Annotated in this window: 17 protein-coding genes; 9 read left to right on the forward strand and 8 right to left on the reverse strand. The window is 67.6% G+C overall.

What is annotated here, in order from left to right; translation table 11 throughout:
- Together IPI67_21410 and IPI67_21415 are read left to right on the forward strand one after the other, a co-directional pair.
- Window positions 1–489, forward strand: a complete 489-nt coding sequence (locus IPI67_21410) for a tetratricopeptide repeat protein (GenBank protein MBK7582740.1) — start codon at window positions 1–3, stop codon at window positions 487–489.
- Window positions 490–535: 46 nt separating this feature from the next.
- A complete protein-coding gene (locus tag IPI67_21415) occupies window positions 536–817 on the forward strand; it encodes a hypothetical protein (protein MBK7582741.1) in 282 nt (93 codons plus the stop codon).
- A 24-nt stretch (window positions 818–841) separates the two neighbouring features.
- Here the strand turns inward: IPI67_21415 and IPI67_21420 are convergent, their stop codons facing one another.
- Window positions 842–1,942, reverse strand: a complete 1,101-nt coding sequence (locus IPI67_21420) for a LysM peptidoglycan-binding domain-containing protein (GenBank protein ID MBK7582742.1) — start codon at window positions 1,940–1,942, stop codon at window positions 842–844.
- A 252-nt stretch (window positions 1,943–2,194) separates the two neighbouring features.
- On the opposite strand from IPI67_21420, the gene IPI67_21425 reads away from it, so the two are divergent.
- Window positions 2,195–2,791 carry a CDP-alcohol phosphatidyltransferase family protein gene (locus IPI67_21425; protein MBK7582743.1) on the forward strand — a complete coding sequence of 199 codons (597 nt, stop codon included), beginning with the start codon at window positions 2,195–2,197 and terminating at the stop codon, window positions 2,789–2,791.
- 12 nt (window positions 2,792–2,803) lie between these two features.
- On the opposite strand, the gene IPI67_21430 is transcribed toward IPI67_21425, so the two are convergent.
- Window positions 2,804–3,322, reverse strand: coding sequence for a DUF4920 domain-containing protein (locus tag IPI67_21430; GenBank protein MBK7582744.1), 519 nt, complete (start codon window positions 3,320–3,322; stop codon window positions 2,804–2,806).
- 158 nt (window positions 3,323–3,480) lie between these two features.
- Here IPI67_21430 and IPI67_21435 point away from each other — a divergent pair, with 158 nt between their 5' ends.
- The gene (locus tag IPI67_21435; protein ID MBK7582745.1) at window positions 3,481–4,008 is read left to right on the forward strand and encodes a cytochrome c-type biogenesis protein CcmH; all 528 of its coding nucleotides are present in this window, start codon (window positions 3,481–3,483) and stop codon (window positions 4,006–4,008) included.
- 13 nt (window positions 4,009–4,021) lie between these two features.
- Complete coding sequence (locus IPI67_21440; GenBank protein ID MBK7582746.1) at window positions 4,022–5,032, forward strand: prenyltransferase; 1,011 nt, start codon at window positions 4,022–4,024, stop codon at window positions 5,030–5,032.
- On the opposite strand, the gene IPI67_21445 is transcribed toward IPI67_21440, so the two are convergent.
- The 3 genes from IPI67_21445 to IPI67_21455 are packed head-to-tail and all read right to left on the reverse strand — an operon-like array spanning window position 5,004 to window position 8,779.
- Entirely contained in the window at window positions 5,004–5,972 is a 969-nt protein-coding gene (locus IPI67_21445) for a CPBP family intramembrane metalloprotease (GenBank protein MBK7582747.1), read from the reverse strand. The genes IPI67_21440 and IPI67_21445 overlap by 29 nt on opposite strands.
- 4 nt (window positions 5,973–5,976) lie before the next feature.
- On the reverse strand, window positions 5,977–6,639 hold the full coding sequence (locus tag IPI67_21450) for an SDR family oxidoreductase (GenBank protein MBK7582748.1): 663 nt from the start codon (window positions 6,637–6,639) through the stop codon (window positions 5,977–5,979).
- 19 nt (window positions 6,640–6,658) lie between these two features.
- On the reverse strand, window positions 6,659–8,779 hold the full coding sequence (locus tag IPI67_21455) for a UvrD-helicase domain-containing protein (GenBank protein ID MBK7582749.1): 2,121 nt from the start codon (window positions 8,777–8,779) through the stop codon (window positions 6,659–6,661).
- Between the two features lie 117 nt (window positions 8,780–8,896).
- Between IPI67_21455 and IPI67_21460 the strand changes: the two genes are divergently transcribed.
- Genes IPI67_21460 through IPI67_21475 form a run of 4 tightly spaced genes read left to right on the forward strand, consistent with a single transcriptional unit; the run spans window position 8,897 to window position 12,831 of the window.
- Complete coding sequence (locus IPI67_21460; GenBank protein ID MBK7582750.1) at window positions 8,897–9,247, forward strand: iron-containing alcohol dehydrogenase; 351 nt, start codon at window positions 8,897–8,899, stop codon at window positions 9,245–9,247.
- Entirely contained in the window at window positions 9,244–10,104 is an 861-nt protein-coding gene (locus tag IPI67_21465) for an alpha/beta fold hydrolase (protein ID MBK7582751.1), read from the forward strand. The genes IPI67_21460 and IPI67_21465 overlap by 4 nt, the downstream gene beginning before the upstream one ends.
- Before the next feature lie 10 nt (window positions 10,105–10,114).
- Window positions 10,115–11,068, forward strand: coding sequence for a tetratricopeptide repeat protein (locus tag IPI67_21470; GenBank protein MBK7582752.1), 954 nt, complete (start codon window positions 10,115–10,117; stop codon window positions 11,066–11,068).
- Window positions 11,068–12,831 (forward strand): serine/threonine protein kinase, encoded by a 1,764-nt coding sequence (locus IPI67_21475; protein ID MBK7582753.1) that lies wholly within the window; start codon window positions 11,068–11,070, stop codon window positions 12,829–12,831. The genes IPI67_21470 and IPI67_21475 overlap by 1 nt, the downstream gene beginning before the upstream one ends.
- Window positions 12,832–12,847: 16 nt before the next feature.
- On the opposite strand, the gene IPI67_21480 is transcribed toward IPI67_21475, so the two are convergent.
- The 3 genes from IPI67_21480 to IPI67_21490 all read right to left on the reverse strand — a co-directional run bounded on the left by IPI67_21480 (window position 12,848) and on the right by IPI67_21490 (window position 17,326).
- Complete coding sequence (locus IPI67_21480) at window positions 12,848–14,170, reverse strand: hypothetical protein (protein ID MBK7582754.1); 1,323 nt, start codon at window positions 14,168–14,170, stop codon at window positions 12,848–12,850.
- Between the two features lie 31 nt (window positions 14,171–14,201).
- Complete coding sequence (locus IPI67_21485) at window positions 14,202–16,670, reverse strand: VCBS repeat-containing protein (protein MBK7582755.1); 2,469 nt, start codon at window positions 16,668–16,670, stop codon at window positions 14,202–14,204.
- Window positions 16,671–16,855: 185 nt separating this feature from the next.
- A complete protein-coding gene (locus IPI67_21490; protein ID MBK7582756.1) occupies window positions 16,856–17,326 on the reverse strand; it encodes a CD225/dispanin family protein in 471 nt (156 codons plus the stop codon).
- Window positions 17,327–17,482: the final 156 nt, after the last annotated feature.

The raw sequence follows: 17,482 nt of genomic DNA on the forward strand, positions 1-17,482 counted from the left end.
GTGCTGTCAGCCCGCGCGTATGCGGCCGTCGGGCGCGCGGAAGAAGCGATGGCGCTCTTGTCCGAGGTGATCGCGGGTTACCGCGGCCGAAGGTCCAAAGAGCTCGGGCCGATCTACCGGGAAATCAGCCGCATCCAGCTGGCTGAGGGATTCTTGTCCGACGCGCTGGGTTCGCTGACCAAGGCCTTCGAGATGGACATGAAAAATGGCGTGCTCGCGATGGAGCTCGGGCAACTCGCGCTCGACATGGACGAGCTCGAGGTCGCGGGTCGGGCGTTCCGTGGTGTGACGATGTTGCGACCCGGAGACGAAGAAGACGGCGAGGCGGTCAGCGTCGAAATGAAGGCTCATGCCCAGTACCAGCTCGCGCTCCTTGCGCAGCGCGCGGGTGACCCCCGGCGCGCGCGGGTGCTGGCGAGCAAGGCGCTCAGCGACAATCCCGAACACGACCTCGCCCGGCAGCTGCTTGCCGAGCTGGACGGCGCTTGAGCCCGCTTGACGATGCGGCTGGGGTCGGCTCTGATGGCGTCCCCCAATGAAGCGGCAGAAGCGCCTCACCAAGCGCGAGAAGAAGGCTCTCGATCCCACCCACCGACCTGGCCCCAACACCAAGTCGCAGCACATTCACTGCATTGCGTGCGGGCGCCACATCGATGGCGAGGAGTTCAGCGGCTCGCCTGCGACCGCCACCGTGATCACCTGTGATCACGGCTCGCAATTTCCGTCCTGCACGAGCTGCATGCAGGATGCGGAGCGCCTGGTCGCGACCCACGACAAGACGGGTCAACCCGTCCAGACCGCGGCCGCCTGGCACTGACTTCGAGCAGCCCCGCCGGCGCGCTCAGCGCTTGCGCGCGGCCTTGGATGCGGCGGCCTTTTTGCTCCGTCGGGCGCCTTTGGAGCCGCCGGCCCCGCGATCGAGCCAGTGCAGCGCGGCGCGGTACATGCCGCTCTTTTTCTCCAGCAGCACCTCGTGGCCCATGTCCTTCGGGGTCGAGACCCGGGTGGCGACCTTGTGTCGTTCGAGCCACTCCTCCAGCTGATGAGTGCCTTCGATCACGCTGTCGGCTTCACCGGTGATCAAGTACACACGCTTGAGTGCCGCCGCGCTCTTCTTGAGCTCCTCGAGACCCGAACCTCCCCAGTAGGAGGTGTTGCCCGCCAAGATCAACCAGCGGTTGAACGTCCGCGGCTCACGCACTCCCACGTTGAGCGCGACGTAGGCCCCCTCGCTGAATCCGATCAGGGTGTTGCCAACCAGCTGAACCCGGCGGCCATGCTCCTTGCGTAGCGCCTTCAGGGTGGCCAGCGTTATCTGCTGCCCGCTGTACCAGTTGTTGCTCCAGTCGCGCCCGTCGCCGTGGGCGCTCGGCCCGCTCGGGCACACCAGCCAGCCGAAGCGGCGGGCAACGGGCGCCCAACGCCGGCAATCCCTGAGCGGGCTGCCCCCGCGACCGTGCAGATACATCACCACGGGCTTCATGCCCTTGCGGCCCGGACCCACCGGTTCGTAATAATAAGCGTCCTCGTGCCCAGGCACTGCGAGGATGCGCATTCCGTCCCTGCCGAAGCTGCGGCTCTTTGGATCGCTGTCCTCTGCGGCGTCACCGCGGTCTTCCTTCGAGGTCTCGGCCTTCGCGGGCTTCTTCGGCTTTTCGTCCTCTTCGTCGGAATCGTCCGCGGCGTCATCCGACGCGCTGGCCTCCTTGGTGTCCCCAGTGGCTTTGTCGTCGTCGGCGTCGGGGATGACGAGCTTTTCGCCGACCTTGAGCCGTGCCTTGCGGTCGATGCCGTTCGCCTTGCACAGGTCGTCGATGCTCACGTGATAGCGCTTGGCGATCTTGCCGAGGGTGTGTCCCTTGCCAATCACGTGGGTGCGCTGCGCGGCGCCCGCTTCACCGGAGAGGGCGAAGACGAAGCAGAAACAGAGGAGGAGGAGCACAATCCGTCGCATGGGCGGCCCCAGCGCTAGCACAACCCGGCCTGCGAGGGGAAAGGCTTGGTGGATTCCAAGCCGCCGGCGGCGTGGCCCGGCGCAAATCCTGGAAAGTCGCGGCAAACGCCCGGAGAATCCCTGGCCGCCGAACGGCCTTTCGCCCGCCCGCCGGTCGTGCTGAAGGAGTCGCTCGTGTCGAACCCCGACAGCCAGCGCGCGGGACCGCGGCCGGACCAGAAGGCCCGCCGTCACTTCAGCATGCTGAGGGAGTTCAGTCTGGCCGACTTGATCACCCTCGGCAACGGGTTCGCAGGCATGGCCAGCGTGCTGTCGGTCATGAAGTACCTCGAGACCCAAGCTCCACGCTTCCTGTGGTTCGCCTTCGGGCTCTTGCCGTTCGCGATGGTGTTCGATTTCCTGGACGGCCGCGTCGCGCGCTGGCGGCGCAAGAATTCGGCGCTCGGTGCTGACCTGGACTCGCTCGCGGATCTGATCTCGTTTGGCGTGGCTCCCGCGGCGCTGGCGTTTGCCGTCGGTATGCGGGGCGGAGTCGACGCCGCGGTGCTGGTCTACTTCGTCGGCTGCGGGATCAGCCGCCTGGCGCGGTACAACGCCACGGCCGACCAGCTCAGCGACGAGAGCGGGAAGGTCCGCTACTTCGAGGGAACCCCGATCCCGACCAGCATGGTGTTGGTCATGGTGCTGGCGTTCCTGGCCAAAGAAGGGCGCATCGGCGCAGCGTTACCCTTCGGCCAGCTCGAGCTCGCTGGCTTCGTGTTCCACCCGCTCGCTCTGATGTACTTCGTGAGCGGGAGCGCGATGATCAGCAAGACCCTGCGCATCCCCAAACCTTGACGCGAGGGACGCTCAGCGAGTGAGCTCGACGCCGGTCGCCACGAACTGAACTTCGCGCACCGTTCCGTCCGGATTCTTGTTGGCGAACTTGGCGCCCTCTTCTTCGAGGTGCTCGACGTGGCCCTTCTTCATGGTCTGCACATTCACCACGCCCTCGAGCTTGGCGTGGGCTCCAGCAGAGTTGGTCGGGACGAAGAACCCGTAGTCCTTGAACGTCACGCGGGCGCCCCGTGCTTCGTTGCTCGTGCTCTCCGCGAGCTCCATCCAGCAGCCCTTCCGAGAACAGGCGCGTCGGACCTCGCCCTCGACGACGACCGTCTTGCCCTCGTACGATTCGGGTTTGCCGAGCACTTCCCCCAGCTGAACGGGCGCGGCCGGCGCGATGGCGGCGCCATAGGTCTTGGTCTCGGCAGCGGCGGTCTTGGTGGTCGCAGCCGGGGGAGCACCTGCGTTTAGTGCGGGTTCCACCGGGGTCGACTCACACGCGAGGGCGGCCAGGGCCGTCGCCAGCAGCAGGGCTCGGGGGCTCATGTCCGAGCGAATTATCGCACGCCGGGCGCTCACGCAAGGCAGCGCCCGCTGCTGGATCCGGGGCATCGGGGCCAGGCTGCGCGCTACAAACCGCCACCGGCACTCCAGAACCCCGTTCGAGCCTGGACGGCCAGGGTGAACCGCGCCAGATTCTGCCCATGCCAATCGGCCGTGCCATCTCCGCGGGCGCCATCCTTGCCCTCGCGCTCGCTGCAACGAGCGCCTTCGCCGCCGCCGACGAGGAGCACGAGTCGGCAGCCCAGTCGGACTTCAGCGCGCCCGTGGAGGGCGCGGCCGCGCTCGAGGGACGCATCCTCGGGCCGTGCTGCTGGACCCAGACCCTGGACATCCACGGGTCGCCCATTTCGAACGATCTCCGGCGTGAGCTTCGCAGGCGCCTCTTGGCGGGGGAATCCGCCGACGCGATCCAGGCGGACTTCGTGCGCCGCTACGGCGAGCGCATCCTGGCAGTGCCGCCAGGCAACCCGCTGAAGGACGTCGGCGTGCTGCTCTCACTCGCGTTCGGCGCGGCCGGAATCGGGGCAGGCGCGATGCTGCTCAGGTGGCGACGACGCGCTCAGGCCGATCAGGCAAACCGTCTCGACGAGGACGCTGGCGCCGGGAAAAAGCCGCGCAAGCGCGACGCCTACGACGACCAGATCGACTCCGAGTTGGAAAAACTGTGAGGCCTCGCGGGACATGAACGTCGCCATGTGGGGACGCGCGCTCAGCGTGATCCCCCGCGTCAGCAAGGAAGAGTGGGCAACCCTCGACGTGGTGAGCCGTTGGCTCATCGCCACGCGGTCCGCCGTGATCATCATGACGGTGATCGCCAGCGGCATCGCGGGACTGTTGGCGTATCGAGACGGGGCGTTCGACGCCGTGCTCTGGGGGCTGTGCACCGTGGGGCTTGCCTTTGCGCACGCGACCAACAACCTGATCAACGATCTGACCGACCACAAGAAGGGCGTCGACAAAGGGAACTACTTCCGGACGCAGTACGGGCCGCAGCCCCTCGAACACGGCTTGATGACCGTCCGGCAGGTGCTCGTGTACATCGCGTTCACCGGGCTGGTTGCCCTCGCCGCCGGCGCGCTCTTGGTGTCGCAGCGCGGGCAGATCACCCTGACCCTGTTCGGCGTCGGCATCTTCTTCGTGCTCTTTTACACCTGGCCGCTGAAATACATCGGCATGGGGGAGCCCGCGGTCCTGGTCGTTTGGGGGCCCCTCATGGTCGGCGGCACTTACTACGTAGTGACGGGGCGTTTCGACTGGCACGTGGCGCTTGCCAGCCTGCCGTTTGCCCTCGGCGCGACCTCCGTGCTGTTTGGAAAACACATCGACAAGCTCGAGGCCGATCAGGGGAAGGGCATCCGCACGCTGCCGGTGCTGCTCGGTGAGTCAATCTCCCGCTACACCACCATCGGCATGGTCTTCGCGCAGTACGCGCTGGTCTTGTACATGATCGTGACGCGCTACCTTTCGCCGGTGATGTTGATCGTGTTCGTCGCGGCTCCGACCTTCCTGCTCTTGACCAAGGCGTACCGGGCGAAACGCCCTCCCCAGCCGCCGCCGGAGTTCCCGCCCAACATCTGGCCGCTGTGGTTCGTGGCCTTTGCCTTCCACCACACCCGCCGCTTTGGCATGTTGTACGTGCTCGGGCTGTGTGCCGACGTTGTGCTCACGAAGAGCGGCGTCGTCGGCCGCTGAGGGCGATCCCGAGCGCAGCCACGCCGGCGATCGCGGCGATCAGCGAGAGCAGCGTCGGCACTCCCAGCTTCTGACCGAAGGTCTCGCCCACGAGCCAGCGACGGGTGGTGGCCAGGGCACACAGATTGAACACGACGTGCACGACCATGGCGCCGGCGACCCCGCCGCTCAGCTGACGCGCCGTGCCGGCGGCGAGACCCAGTCCGAGCGCCGAGACCCAGCGCACGATCCCGAGGCCGCCGGGCATGTCCGCGTGCATGGCGGCGAAGACCGCCGCGCTCACCAGCGTGGCAAGACCCCCGCCCAGGAGACCGCCCGACAGCATCCGCCAGGCCTTGAGCCCCGAGCCCGTCTCGAGCACCCCCTCGGGAAGGGCGTTCGAGCTCGCTGCGAGCTCGGGCCGCGCCAGCCGCTCCCGGAGCGCGTTGATGCCCGTCTGCGCGGCGGACCACACACCACCGCGGAACATCAGCTCCTCGCAGACGGGCGAGACCACTACACCCCAGACAATGGCCAAGAGCAGGCCCGAGCCGACCAGCTCGCGGCCGAACTCGCCGCTCGACTGCTGCACCGCTTGCCGACCACCGGCGCGCAGCTCCTCGAGCAGCGTCGGCAAGGCGGCGTAGATGGCGGCATAACTCGCCGCGACGTACACGGCGACGGCGCTGAAGGTCAGCACGAGGAGTCGACGGGCGGGAGCGGCCTCGAGGCCGAGTGAAGCGCGCGGCCGCGGTAGGACGAGCGCGGCGAGGCCCAGGCCAAGACCCGCGGTCACGAGCTGCGCCAACGTCAGGTAGGTCTGCAGGCTGAGTTGCCGCGCCACTGCCAGCGGGATCAGGCGCACCGCGTGCTCCGCCACCAGGCGAAACGCCGCCACCCAGAGCGCCGCAACGAGCAGGTGCCGAAGGACGTCCGAGCCCGAAGTGCGCCCCGTGTTCATGCGCTCACCAGGGCAAGGTTTCGCCGTTTTGGTGCAGGAATCGGCCAGTGTTGCCGAGCTCGAGCTCGTCGATGCGGGCGAGCAGGCCGCGGACCGACTCCTCCGCATCGATCATGCCGTGCCCCGAGGTCATCTCCGTGCGCACGGAGCCGGGGTGCAGGATCGCCACCGCAATACCTTGCGGAGCGAGGTCTCGCGCCAGCGATACGCCGGCCGCATTCAGCGCCGCCTTGCTCATGCGGTAACCGTAGAAGCGGCCCGAGCCGTTGTCGGCAATGGACCCCATACGACTGGTGATCAGCGCCACCTTGCTGCCCTTGGCCATTCGGCCCGCCAGCGCGCGGGTGAGAAACAGCGGGGCGACGGCGTTCAGCTCGAGCTGCCGCATCACGTTCTCGAGCTCGAGGTTCTCCAGGCTGTCGGGTAAGAGCACGCCGGCGTTCTGGATCAGGAGCTCGATCTCATCCTTCGCCAGCCGCTCGGCCAGCTTGGCCCGAGCGTCGGCCTGGGTGACGTCGATCCCCGATTCGACCCGTGCTCCGAGCGAGTCGAGCTCCGCTGAGCTTTGTCTGCACACCGCGACGACGTCTTTGCCGCGTGCGCGGAGCTGCCGGCAGAGCTCGAGGCCAATGCCGCGGTTTGCGCCGGTGACGACTGAGATCCCCATGTTCAACTGCCTTTCGGGTTCAAGCCTCGCGGCTCTTCGTGCGCCGCTTCGTGCCGGTGGAACTGCGTTTCTTCCGGGCCGCGGGCTCGGCCGCGCCCTCGGCTGCCGGCTGTTCGACCGCCGGTGTCGCCTCGTCGCTGTGGACCTCGCCTCGAAACAGCTCCTCCGCCGCTTCGGCTGCGCGGCGCGCCTTCTCGGTCTCGCCGCGCATTTCCATCAAGAATCGACTCGGGATCTGCGCCCGGGCTTTGCCCCATTTCATCCGGGTCTTACACAGGGTCAGGCTCAAGTTGTCCTTGGCCCGGGTGACACCGACATAGCACAGCCGCCGCTCTTCCTCGATGCTGCGCCCGTCGATGATCGAACGGCTGTGCGGCAAGAGGCCCTCTTCCATGCCGACCATGTAGACGTGCGGGTACTCGAGCCCTTTGGCGCTGTGCAGCGTCATCAGAGTGATGGCGTGAAGCTGACGTTTGTCCTTCTGGTCATCCTTCTGATCCTCGCGCCCGGCCAGCGTCGTGACCTCCAGAAAACCGAGCAGAGACGGCTGTTCCTCCCGGGCCTCGTACTGAGCGACGGCGTTGACCATCTCCTCGAGCGACTGCCAGCGGGCCTCGACGTCCCCGGCGTTCTTGTAGACCCGCTCGAGCTCCGACTTGTAGTTGACGGTGCTGATCAGCTCGCGCACCAGCTCGCCGAGCGGCTCCTGCCCCAGGCGCTGGCGAAAGCCCTCGATCATGCGGCGAAAGGCCTCGATGCGCTCGCCGGCGTAGTGGGGAATGTCGCCGCTCGCGATGGCCTCGGGCAACACCGACCACAGCGGCTGCCCGGCCGCCACGGCCTGCTCGAGCAAGACCTCGACCGTGCTCGCGCCGATGCCGCGGGGTGGGGTGTTCAAGATCCTGAGCAGGGACACCTCGTCCGAGGGGTTGGCCAGCACCTTCAGGTAGGCGAGCACGTCCCGGATCTCCTTGCGGTCGTAGAAGCTCATGCCACCGACCAGCTGATACGGAACTCGCTCTCTTCGCAGCTCCAGCTCGAACGCCCGGGGTTGTTCGTTGGTGCGAAACAAGATGGCGATGTCGCTGGGTGACACGCGATCGGACTTCTCCGGGTCGATGCGCGACTTGATCTCGCGGACCACACTCTCGGCCTCGCTGGTCTCGTCTTCGAAGCGGATGAAACGCGGTGGCTCGCCGCCTTCGCGAAATGGCCTGAGCACCTTGTCGTGGCGCGTGGTGTTGTGGCGGATCAGGGTGTTGGCGAGGGCGAGGATCGGTGCGCGCGAGCGGTAGTTGTCCTCGAGCCGCACCACCTTGGCGTCGCTCCAGTCGCGCTGAAAGCTGAGAATGTGGGTGACCTCCGCGCCGCGCCAGCCGTAGATCGATTGGTCGTCATCGCCGACCACACACAGATTCCGATGCCGGTCGGCGAGCGCCTTGACGATGCGGTACTGCAGGCCGTTGGTGTCCTGGTACTCGTCGATCAGGAGGTGGTCGAAGCGAGTGGCCTCGGCGAAGCGCGCCTCGGGGAAGCGCGCGAACAGCTCCTCGGTCTTGAGCAAGAGGTCGTCGAAGTCCATCGCCCCGCTGGTGCGCAGGTGCTCCTGGTAACGACGGTAGGCCATGGCCGCGAGCTGGGCCTTGTCGTTCTCGGCGGTCTCCTCCGCGGCGTCCGGCCGGGTGGAGGTGCCCTTCCAAGCGCTGATGGCGGCGATCAGATCTCCGGGGCGCAGCTTCTCGTGTCCGACCCGGATGTCGCGCAAGGCGGAGCGGGCGACCGTCTCCTGATCACCGCGGTCGTAGATGGAAAACTCCTTGGGGTAGCCGAGTTTGTCGGCGTGCCGCCGGAGCACGCGCACACACAAGGAGTGAAAGGTGGAGATCTCGGGGCCGGCCTCGCCGCGCCGGCGTTTGGTCTTGATCAGGGCCATCGCGCGCTCTTTCATCTCGCGCGCGGCCTTGTTGGTGAAGGTGACGGCCAGGATGCGACTGGGTTTGATCCCGCTCTTTATCAGCGCCGCGATGCGGAAGGTGATCACGCGGGTCTTGCCGGTGCCGGCGCCGGCGAGCACGAGCAGCGGCCCCGACAGCGTGGTCACGGCGGCGCGCTGCGGCGGGTTCAGCTTGGGTTCGGGCATCAAGGCGGAGTCAGCCGAATAGGGACGGTGGCTCCGAGGGTCAAGCCCCATCGTCGACTTGATGGGCCCGAGATGTCAGTATGCTGCGGCTCGACGATTTTTGATTTTCTGGCGCGCATGCTGAGCGATAACGTGTTCGAAATTCGCCCGGGTGTGCGGACACACTTCGGCTGCGGCAGCGTCGAGCGTCTGGCGCGCGCCTGTGAGGCGCGCTACGCCCAGCTCGCGATCGCGCTGGGGGTGGCGGCACCCGGCGTCAGCGACGCCGAGAACGCCATCCGAGCCACCAACGAGGTCGAGCGACTGTCGATGCGGCTCGGTACGGCCCGAACCGCCACCGCGCTCGGCGTGGTCCGCGAGCGGGTGCCCACGCGGGTCGAAGACGCGATGGCTGACTTCGCGCTGTCGGGGACGCCGCGCTTCCCGGATGCGAACGACGTCTTGGCCCTGTACGAGGCTGCGCTGTGACGGCGCCGCAGCGCCTCAGCGTCGAGTCCGGTGCGCACTCGATCTACGCCGAGGTCTGGGGGAGCGCGGGTCCCACGCTGATCCTGGGACACGGTTTCGGGGGGAGCGCGCGCAACTTTCGCCCCCAAGCCCGCGCCCTCGCGAGGGAAAATCGCGTCGTTTTGTTCGACGCGCGCGGGCACGCTCGCAGCTCGGCCCCGCGGGACGCCGAGGCTTACCAACCCGAGTGTTTTGTCGCAGACGTCCTGGCCGTGCTCGACCGAGTCGGCGCAGCGCGGGCCATCGTTGGAGGTCTCAGCATGGGGGCGGGCGTCGCCCTCCGGTTCGCCATCTCACATCCCGAGCGGGTCTCGGGTCTCGTGCTGTCGGCGTTTCCGCGGGCCGTGGAAGAGCCGGCGCACGTGCCCTGGGCCCTCGGCTTCGCGGACGCGATCGAGAAGCATGGCATCGAGTCGGCGGGCGCCGAGTTGATCTGGCGGCGCTTCGACGACAAGACCGCCGATCTGATCCGGCGCGGGTTCATCGAGCACTCGCCGCACGGGTTGGTCAACACGCTGCGAGAGCTGATCGCCGTGCAGCCGGGACCGGCCTCGATGCCAGAGTTGCCGGGCCTGGCCATTCCGACGTTGGTCGTCGTCGGCTCCCTCGACAGCGCGTCCCTCGCTCCCTGTCGGGTGCTCGCCGAGCGCATTCCGGGCGCGGAGTGGGTCGAGATCGCAGGGGGGGGGCACATCATCAACCTCAGCCACGGCGCCGAATACAACGGCGCTCTTCGGGGTTTCCTCTCACGAATTGCCCGGCCTGCCGGGGCCGCAGGGTCCCCATCTGGCCCTCCTGACGAGCGGGCGGTACGATGAGAGACGCGCCGTGGTCCGCCTTCCCAAGCTAGCGCTCGCCGTTACTGCCGGCGCCCTCTTCTTGGGCAGTCCCGTCGCCGCGCGGGCGGCGGACGACGCTGCGAAGGCGGATGCGGCTCGTAAGTTCAAGGCCGGAGAGAAGGCCTTCAAGCGCCACGAGTATGCGGCCGCGGCCCGGGCCTTCGAGGAGGCCTACACGATCGCGCCGCATCCGGCCGCGCTGTTCAACGCTGCGACCGCGTATCAAAAGGCAGGGCAGCTGACCCGGGCGGCCAACCTCTGCGCGCGTTATCTCCGCGACGCCCCTGAAGACGACTCCCGGCGCGAAAAAGCCAACGGCTTGATCGGCGAGTTGATCCCCAAGCTCGGGCGCATCCAGGTGATGGATCACGGGGCCAAGAACGTCGAGATCGACGGCAAGGCGTTGGAATCGGAGCTGACCTACGTCGACCCTGGCGATCACCTGGTGAGCGGTGAGTTCGGCGATCGCACCGTGCAGCGCAAGCTGACGATCGTCGCCGGCAGTGTGGTCAAGGTCGCGATCGATCCGCCCAAACACAAGGCCAGCGGACTGGAAGAGGAGGGCGTGCCCGATGAGCCTGCGCCCAAACCGGATGTCGAACGCGACGCCGGCAGTGACAAGGGCATGGGTCCGACGTTGTTCTACGTCGGGCTGGGGCTCACCGCGGTGCTCGGCGGAGTGTCGGCGTGGAGCGGTCTCGACACCAACTCCGCCCGGAAGGACTACGACGCGAACCCAACCCCGGACGGCCTGGACGATGGCCGCGCCAAACAACGCCGGACCAACTTGCTGATCGGCACGACGGCCGTGGTCGGGGTCAGTACGGTCGTCGTCGGCGTATTTTTCACCAACTGGAAAGGGCGCAAGCAGCCGGCCTCGGCCCCGGAAGACACGGCGCTCGTCTTGGGCCCCGGCTTTGTCGGCGCGCGGGGCCGCTTCTGATGGCCACGGACCTCGATCCCGACGCCGCAGCTTCGCTGGAAGAGCTCACGATGAGCGAGATCGAGCTGACTCGGGCGCTCGATGCCCGGGACGCTCAGCCGTCGAGCCCCACCCACACCCAGCCGGCAATGCGCGCACCCCAGGTGCAGCAGGTCGGGCGCTACGAGCTCTTGATCGAAGTCGCCTCCGGCGGCATGGCGACCGTGTACGTCGGCCGTCAGCACGGCGCCGGTGGGTTCGAGCGCTTGGTTGCGATCAAGCGCATGCACCCGCACATCGGCGCGGATCCCGAGCTGGCCGCGTCGTTCATGGACGAGGCGCGCATCGCGTCCCTGATCCGGCACCCCAACGTCGTCAACGTCCAGGACGTGCACGATGCCGGCGGCGAGCACCTGTTGGTGATGGACTACGTCGACGGGCCGAGCCTCGCGGGTGTGATGCGGGCGGCGCGCAAGCGGGGCGAGCGCATCTCGCGCCCGGCGGCCATCCGTATCCTCGTGGACTCGCTGGCCGGGCTCCACGCTGCGCATGAGCTCCTGAACATGGATGGCGTGCCCCTCGGCGTGGTTCATCGCGACGCGACTCCGCACAACCTCTTGCTCGGCAGCGACGGCACCGTGCGGCTCACCGACTTCGGGATCGCCAAGGCCGCGGAGCGTTCGGTGCACACCGCCACGGGCCTGGCCAAGGGGAAGTTTCGCTACATGGCGCCGGAGCAGGCGCGGGGCGGAGCGATCGATCGGCGCGTGGACATCTTCGCGATGGGGATCGTCGCGTGGGAGCTGCTGGTCGGGGAGCGGATGTTCCTGGCCGAAAATGACGCGCAGATCCTGCTCGAGGTCGCCGAGGGCAACTATCGCCGACCGATCAGCGTCGACCCGAACATTCCCCCGGAGCTCGATCAAATCGTGATGCGGGCACTCTCGGTGAGCCCAAACGATCGCTGGCCGACCGCCGCCGCCTTCGCCGAGGCGCTCGAGAGCTGGGCCTACCTCCACGCGGAGCTGTCGAGCAGCGCCGAGGTGGCGCGCCTGGTGCACGAGTTCTGCGGCGCGATGATCGTCGAGCGACGCAAGGCCCTCGCCGCGGTGCTCTCGGGTGCGCGGCAAGCAGCGGGTTTCGCGGCCGCGCGCCACACTCAGGGTTCGGGGACTGGCTCGACGGCAGGGACCTCGGCGCCGCTCACGCTCGACAGCGTGAAGATCGTCCCAGCCGTGACGGCGGAAGAGCTGGCCTACCATCAGCGAAAGAAGAAGATGGGACTGGTCGCGCTGGCCAGCGCGCTCGCCACCATCGCAGTCGGGCTGCTGGTCGTGTTCGCGACGTTCATGACGGGGCAGAAGGAGGCCAAGACCGTCGAGGCCGTCGAGCCCAGCCCGGCGAACCGCCCCGCGCCGCCGGTCTCGGCTGTGCCCGCTCAGCCGAGCGCCAGGGTTCGGGTCGTGGTCACCAGCGACACCGACATCTCGGAGGTGCGCGGCCCGGGCGTGAGCAACGTCGAGTTCAAGGACAAGAGCGCCGAGCTCGAGCTGCCGCGATCCAAGATCAGTGTGACCTTGCTGGTGCGCCTGGCCGATGGCAGCGAGATCAGCGAGACCATCACCCCCGAGGACAACACGGCGATCCGCGTGCGCAGCGTCAGTGGCGCGCCCGTGAAACCCGGGGATCTGCCCACGGCTCCGGCCGGAAAGCGGCCACCCGGCGGCGGCGTGCCGGGCGGGAAACCGGCCGGCGGGGGCCTCGAGGCGAATCCCTACGAGTGAGGCCGCGGGCAGGAGCTCACAGCTTCTTGCAGCTGGCGGAGTTGTTGGAACAACAGCTGCTGCCGCATGACGAGCTGTAGCTGAAGCTCTGCGCGGTGTAACCGCTGGGGCACGACAGGCCGCATTGCGAGAAACTCGTGCCAGTGTCCGGCGCGCACGAGGCGGAGTTGTTGGAGCAACAGCTGCTGCCGCACGACGAGCTGTAGTTGTACGAGGTCGCGTGCCAACCGCTCGGACAGCTGAGCCCGCACTGACTGAAGGTCCCGCTGTTCTTGCCGCAGGAGGCAGCGTTGTTGGAGCAACAACTGCTGCCGCACGACGAGCTGTAGTTGTAGGAGCTCGGGTGGTACCCGCTGGGGCAGCTGAGCCCGCACTGCGAGAAGCTGTTGCCACAGTTGTACTGACACGAGGCGGAGTTGTTGGAGCAACAACCGCCGCCGCACGACGAGCTGTAGCTGTAAGAGCCCGGGTGATAGCCGCTGGGGCAGCTGAGCCCGCACTGCGAAATGGGCGAAATCGAGGTGTGTTTCACGCCCGTCGTCGGGCTGCAGCTGTCGGTCGTGCAGTCGTTGCCGTCGTCGATGTTGACGGGAGTGTGGCTGATCGCCCCGCTCTGCGCGTTGCAGCTGTCGGTCGTACAGGCGTCGTTGTCGTTGACGCTCACGGCCGTGTGTTTGACCCCGGTCACCGGATCGCAGCTGTCGATCGTGCAGGCGTCGTTGTCGTTCACCTGCGGTGGAGTGCCGGGCTTGCAGTTGCCGGCCCCGTCGCAGGTCTCGACGCCGTCACACACGGTGTTATTGCCGCACCCGGTGCCCGAGCTGACGAACGTCGCGACGCATTTGCCGCTGGTGCAGGCGTTGTTGGTGCAGGCGTTGCCATCCGCACAATCGGCCGCACCCACACACTGGGGTGGTGCGCCGCCGCCACCGGGTGAGCCGCCGCCGCTCGGCACGCCGCCGCCACCGGGTGAGCCGCCGCCGCTCGGCACGCCGCCGCCGCCGGGAGCCCCGCCGCTCGGTGTGCCACCTCCGCCACTTGGCACGCCGCCGCCACCGGGTGCGCCGCCGCCGCTCGAGACACCGCCGCCGCTCGGAGCGCCGCCGCCACTCGAAGTGCCGCCGCTCGGCTGGCCACCTCCACCGGGTGCGGCGCCGCTGCCCGGGCTCGACCCGGTGCCCGGCCAGCCTGCCGCGCCCGAGATCCCCGCGTCAGCGCCGCTACCCCCGACGCCGGCGTCCGACCCGGCGTCGTCGAGCAATTCTTCGGCGCCGTCGAAGGCGGCGCATGCGGGCCAGGCGAACCCGATCAGGAGGAGCGCAAGACCCACGCGGCGCATGGGCTGATGCTACCGCGGATCGGGCCGGGTTTCACGCCGGGCCACATTTCGCTTTGACGATGGCGCTCTGGTTGTTGTCGTCCCGGCACTCGTTGAAGGTCTTGTTGGTCGGATCGATGAGCACCTTGGCGAAGAACCCGTCGCTCGACTTCGCCGCGCCCGCGGGCACGCTGAAGTCGATGACCTCGGTCTGACCTGGCAAGAGTGGCTTGGTGGTGATCACCGTTCCGAGCTGAGTCTGGGTGCCGCCGGCATCCACATACACCCCGACGGTGACACCAGCAGGGAGCCCGGCGAGTCCGATGTTACGCACCGACACGTGCACGACGATCGGGTTCGTGCAGGCAACGTCGACCTTCACGGTCACGTCCGGCGCGTCGAAGATCCCCTTGTCTTGCACGTTCTGTCGGAAGTTGTTCAGCCAGGGCTGGGTCCAGTTGGGTTTCTGCGCCTTGGGGATCGAGCCGTAGATGTTCGGTGGGTCACAGGCGCTGTCGCGCGAGTCACACACGTTCGAGACTGAATAGGCGTGCTGATTCCAGACCGTGCGGGTCCCGACCCAGCTGTTGGCCTTGTCGCCCAGGGCGGTGATGCCGCGGTAGGCGGGTTTGCCCGCCGGAGGAACCCATGCGGGGCGGTTGTTGGCGGCGTCGGGCTGATTCCACGGGGCCATGTCGCACTTCCAGCCGGCACTGCTGGGATCGGCGCCGTTGGAGACCATCAGGATCTCCGAGTGTCCGTCGCCGTCGACGTCCGCCACCACCGACGCCTCGGTGGCGGTGAACGACGTCGTGAGCGCGGCGTACAGCACCTTGCCGGTCTGCCCGTCGTACACCCAGAGGAAGCACTCGTCGTTGTACACGACCTCGGCTCGGCCATCGCCTTCGAAGTCGAACACACTCGAGCCGGTGACACTCGAGGACAGATCGTGATTGGGTGCGGTCCAGACCACGTCCAGCTTCTTGCCGACGTAGTCCGGTTTGACCATCGCGTATTTCGCCTGCTGCGCGACGCCGATCTCGCGCTTGCCGTCGCCATCGAAGTCAGCGACCGTGGGCGGTCCGCCCTCGCCCGTGCTCGGGAGGGTGAGGGGACCGAGCTCGATCACCCCGGTGGCTCCCTCGAGCACCCAGAGTTTGCCGGCCTGAACCACGACGACCTCGGGTTTGCCGTCCCCGTCGAAGTCCGCCACGGCGTTGAAGCCGTTGCCGACGCTGGCGGTGGTCCAGAGCGCCGTGCCGTCCAGCTTGTACGCCGTGTTGCCGGCCAAGAGCTCGAGCTTGCCGTCGTTGTTCAGGTCGACGAAGAACGAGAGCTCCCGTGCGGCGGCCCCGCCGCTTCCACCCGTGCCGACCCACAGCCGAGTGATGACTCCGCCCTTGGTCGAGAACAGGTTTCGGCCGTAGGCGATCTCCGGGGCGCCATCTCCGTCCATGTCGCCGATGGCAATGCCTCCGCCCCAACCGAAGGCGCCGGCACCCGCGCTGTCCACGGGTTTGTCGCTCACTCCGAGGACCTTGCCCTGGTTGTCGATGACGGCGATGTAGCCGTCGCCGGTCATGGCGACGATGTCGAGCTTCTGATCCCCGTCCACGTCGCCAAGGGCCACCGACAGGCCCGCAAAACCGAGCGCCCCGGCCTTGCCTTTGGCGAGGCTCCAGATCTCCTGACCGTTGCGCCCGTCGAGAACGCGAAGTTTTCCGGTCAAGCAGGTGCTTGGCGTGGCGCTACCGCAGGAACAGCAGGTCTTCTGCGCGTCGCCCGACACGAAGATCACGTTCGGCGGATCCGTCTCGTCGACCTTGCCGTCGCAGTTTGCGTCGACGACGCGAGCGACGGTGGGCGTCGACCAGACGTCGGCGAACGCTGGGAACTGCGTGGGCGCCTGATCCGTGCCCCACTGCCACTTCTTGACCGCCGAGAGGGTGCCCGCTGGTGGGTGGTATTCACACTTCTCCACGCAGGTACCGCCGTCGGGTGCACCGGCGTCGCCCTCGCAGATGGGCGGCAGCTTCACGCATTTGCCGTTGGCCGGCACCGGCTGGGTGCAGACCGAAGCCGCGTCGCTCGCTCCGCTGTCAGCGACGCCGCCGTCCGCCGGCGCGGTCCCGAGTGCCGTCTCGCAGTATTCACCCGTCGCGCAGTCGTTCGCGGTCTGGCACGACTTGCCCGGAACGATGCACTGCTCGAACAGGCAGACCTCGCTGGTTGCGCAGCAGGCGCTGCCACAAGCTTGCTCGACCGAGGCGCAGCATTTCCCGCTGACGCACACCCCGGCGTCACAGGGTTTCTGATCGCTGCACTCGTCGCCGGTCCCGGTATCGATGTTGACCCCGCCGCCGGTTCCGCCGCCGCCCGTGGCCGCGCTGCCGTCGAGCGAAGCGTCCCCGTTTTTACCCCCCAGGCTGGGTCCCGCGGTGCCCCCGTCGTCGCCACCGCACGCGTTGGCGCTCACGGCGCCCACGCCAATCAGACCGAACGCAAAGCGCCACTTCGACATGCTCGCCACCGGGGTCAGGGGGGCACGGTGTGCGCCCAAGCTCGGATGGTACCGCGACTTCCGCGCCCGAACCTCGTGTTTCGTGCGCACCGGAAAAAGCGAGCCACGGCGCACAAAAAACTGAGGGGCGCCGCCTTTCGAGCGACGCCCCATTCGTGAGCTGTCTATCCGACTACCCGCGGTGCTCAGCTCATCGCGACGGCCATGATGATGGCGTACACGATACCAAGAACCACGTTCAGGCCGAGCAAGACGTAGCCGACGATGCACAACATGCGCGCCGTCTTGATCTTGTCCGCAGCCGTGGCCGTGTCACCCTTGGCGAGTGCGTCCTTGGCTTGCATTGCCATCCAGACGTTGATCAAGCCGAGGAGGCCGCAACCGCAGAAGATCGAGACGATCGACAGCGTGAACCACTTCTTGACGTGTGCCTCGAGGTCCGGCGGACCTCCGCCTCCGCCCGGCATTCCCATTCCGGGTGGCATGCCGCCACCGGGCGGTGCCATCGGCATTCCACCTGGGGGTCCCATCGGAGCACCAGGCATTCCGGGAGGCGCGCCGTACCCACCGGGCTGTCCGCCCGGAGGACCGTAGCCGCCCGGAGGCGGTCCATAGCCTCCACCCTGTGCCTGAATGCCGGTCTGCTGCTCCATCATCTTGTGTGCTCCTCTTCCGCAGTCTGCTTTCGCTCTGCTAACTCAGTCCCAGAACCCGCCTGAATATCGATGCACTGGCGTCAGTGCGGCCGCAGGGTAGACCGAAAGCTCGGGAAAGCGCCACTACCCGCATGCGGATGTCCGGACGATTGACTC

This window comes from Myxococcales bacterium, assembly GCA_016706225.1.
Lineage (GTDB): Bacteria > Myxococcota_A > Polyangia > Polyangiales > Polyangiaceae > JADJKB01.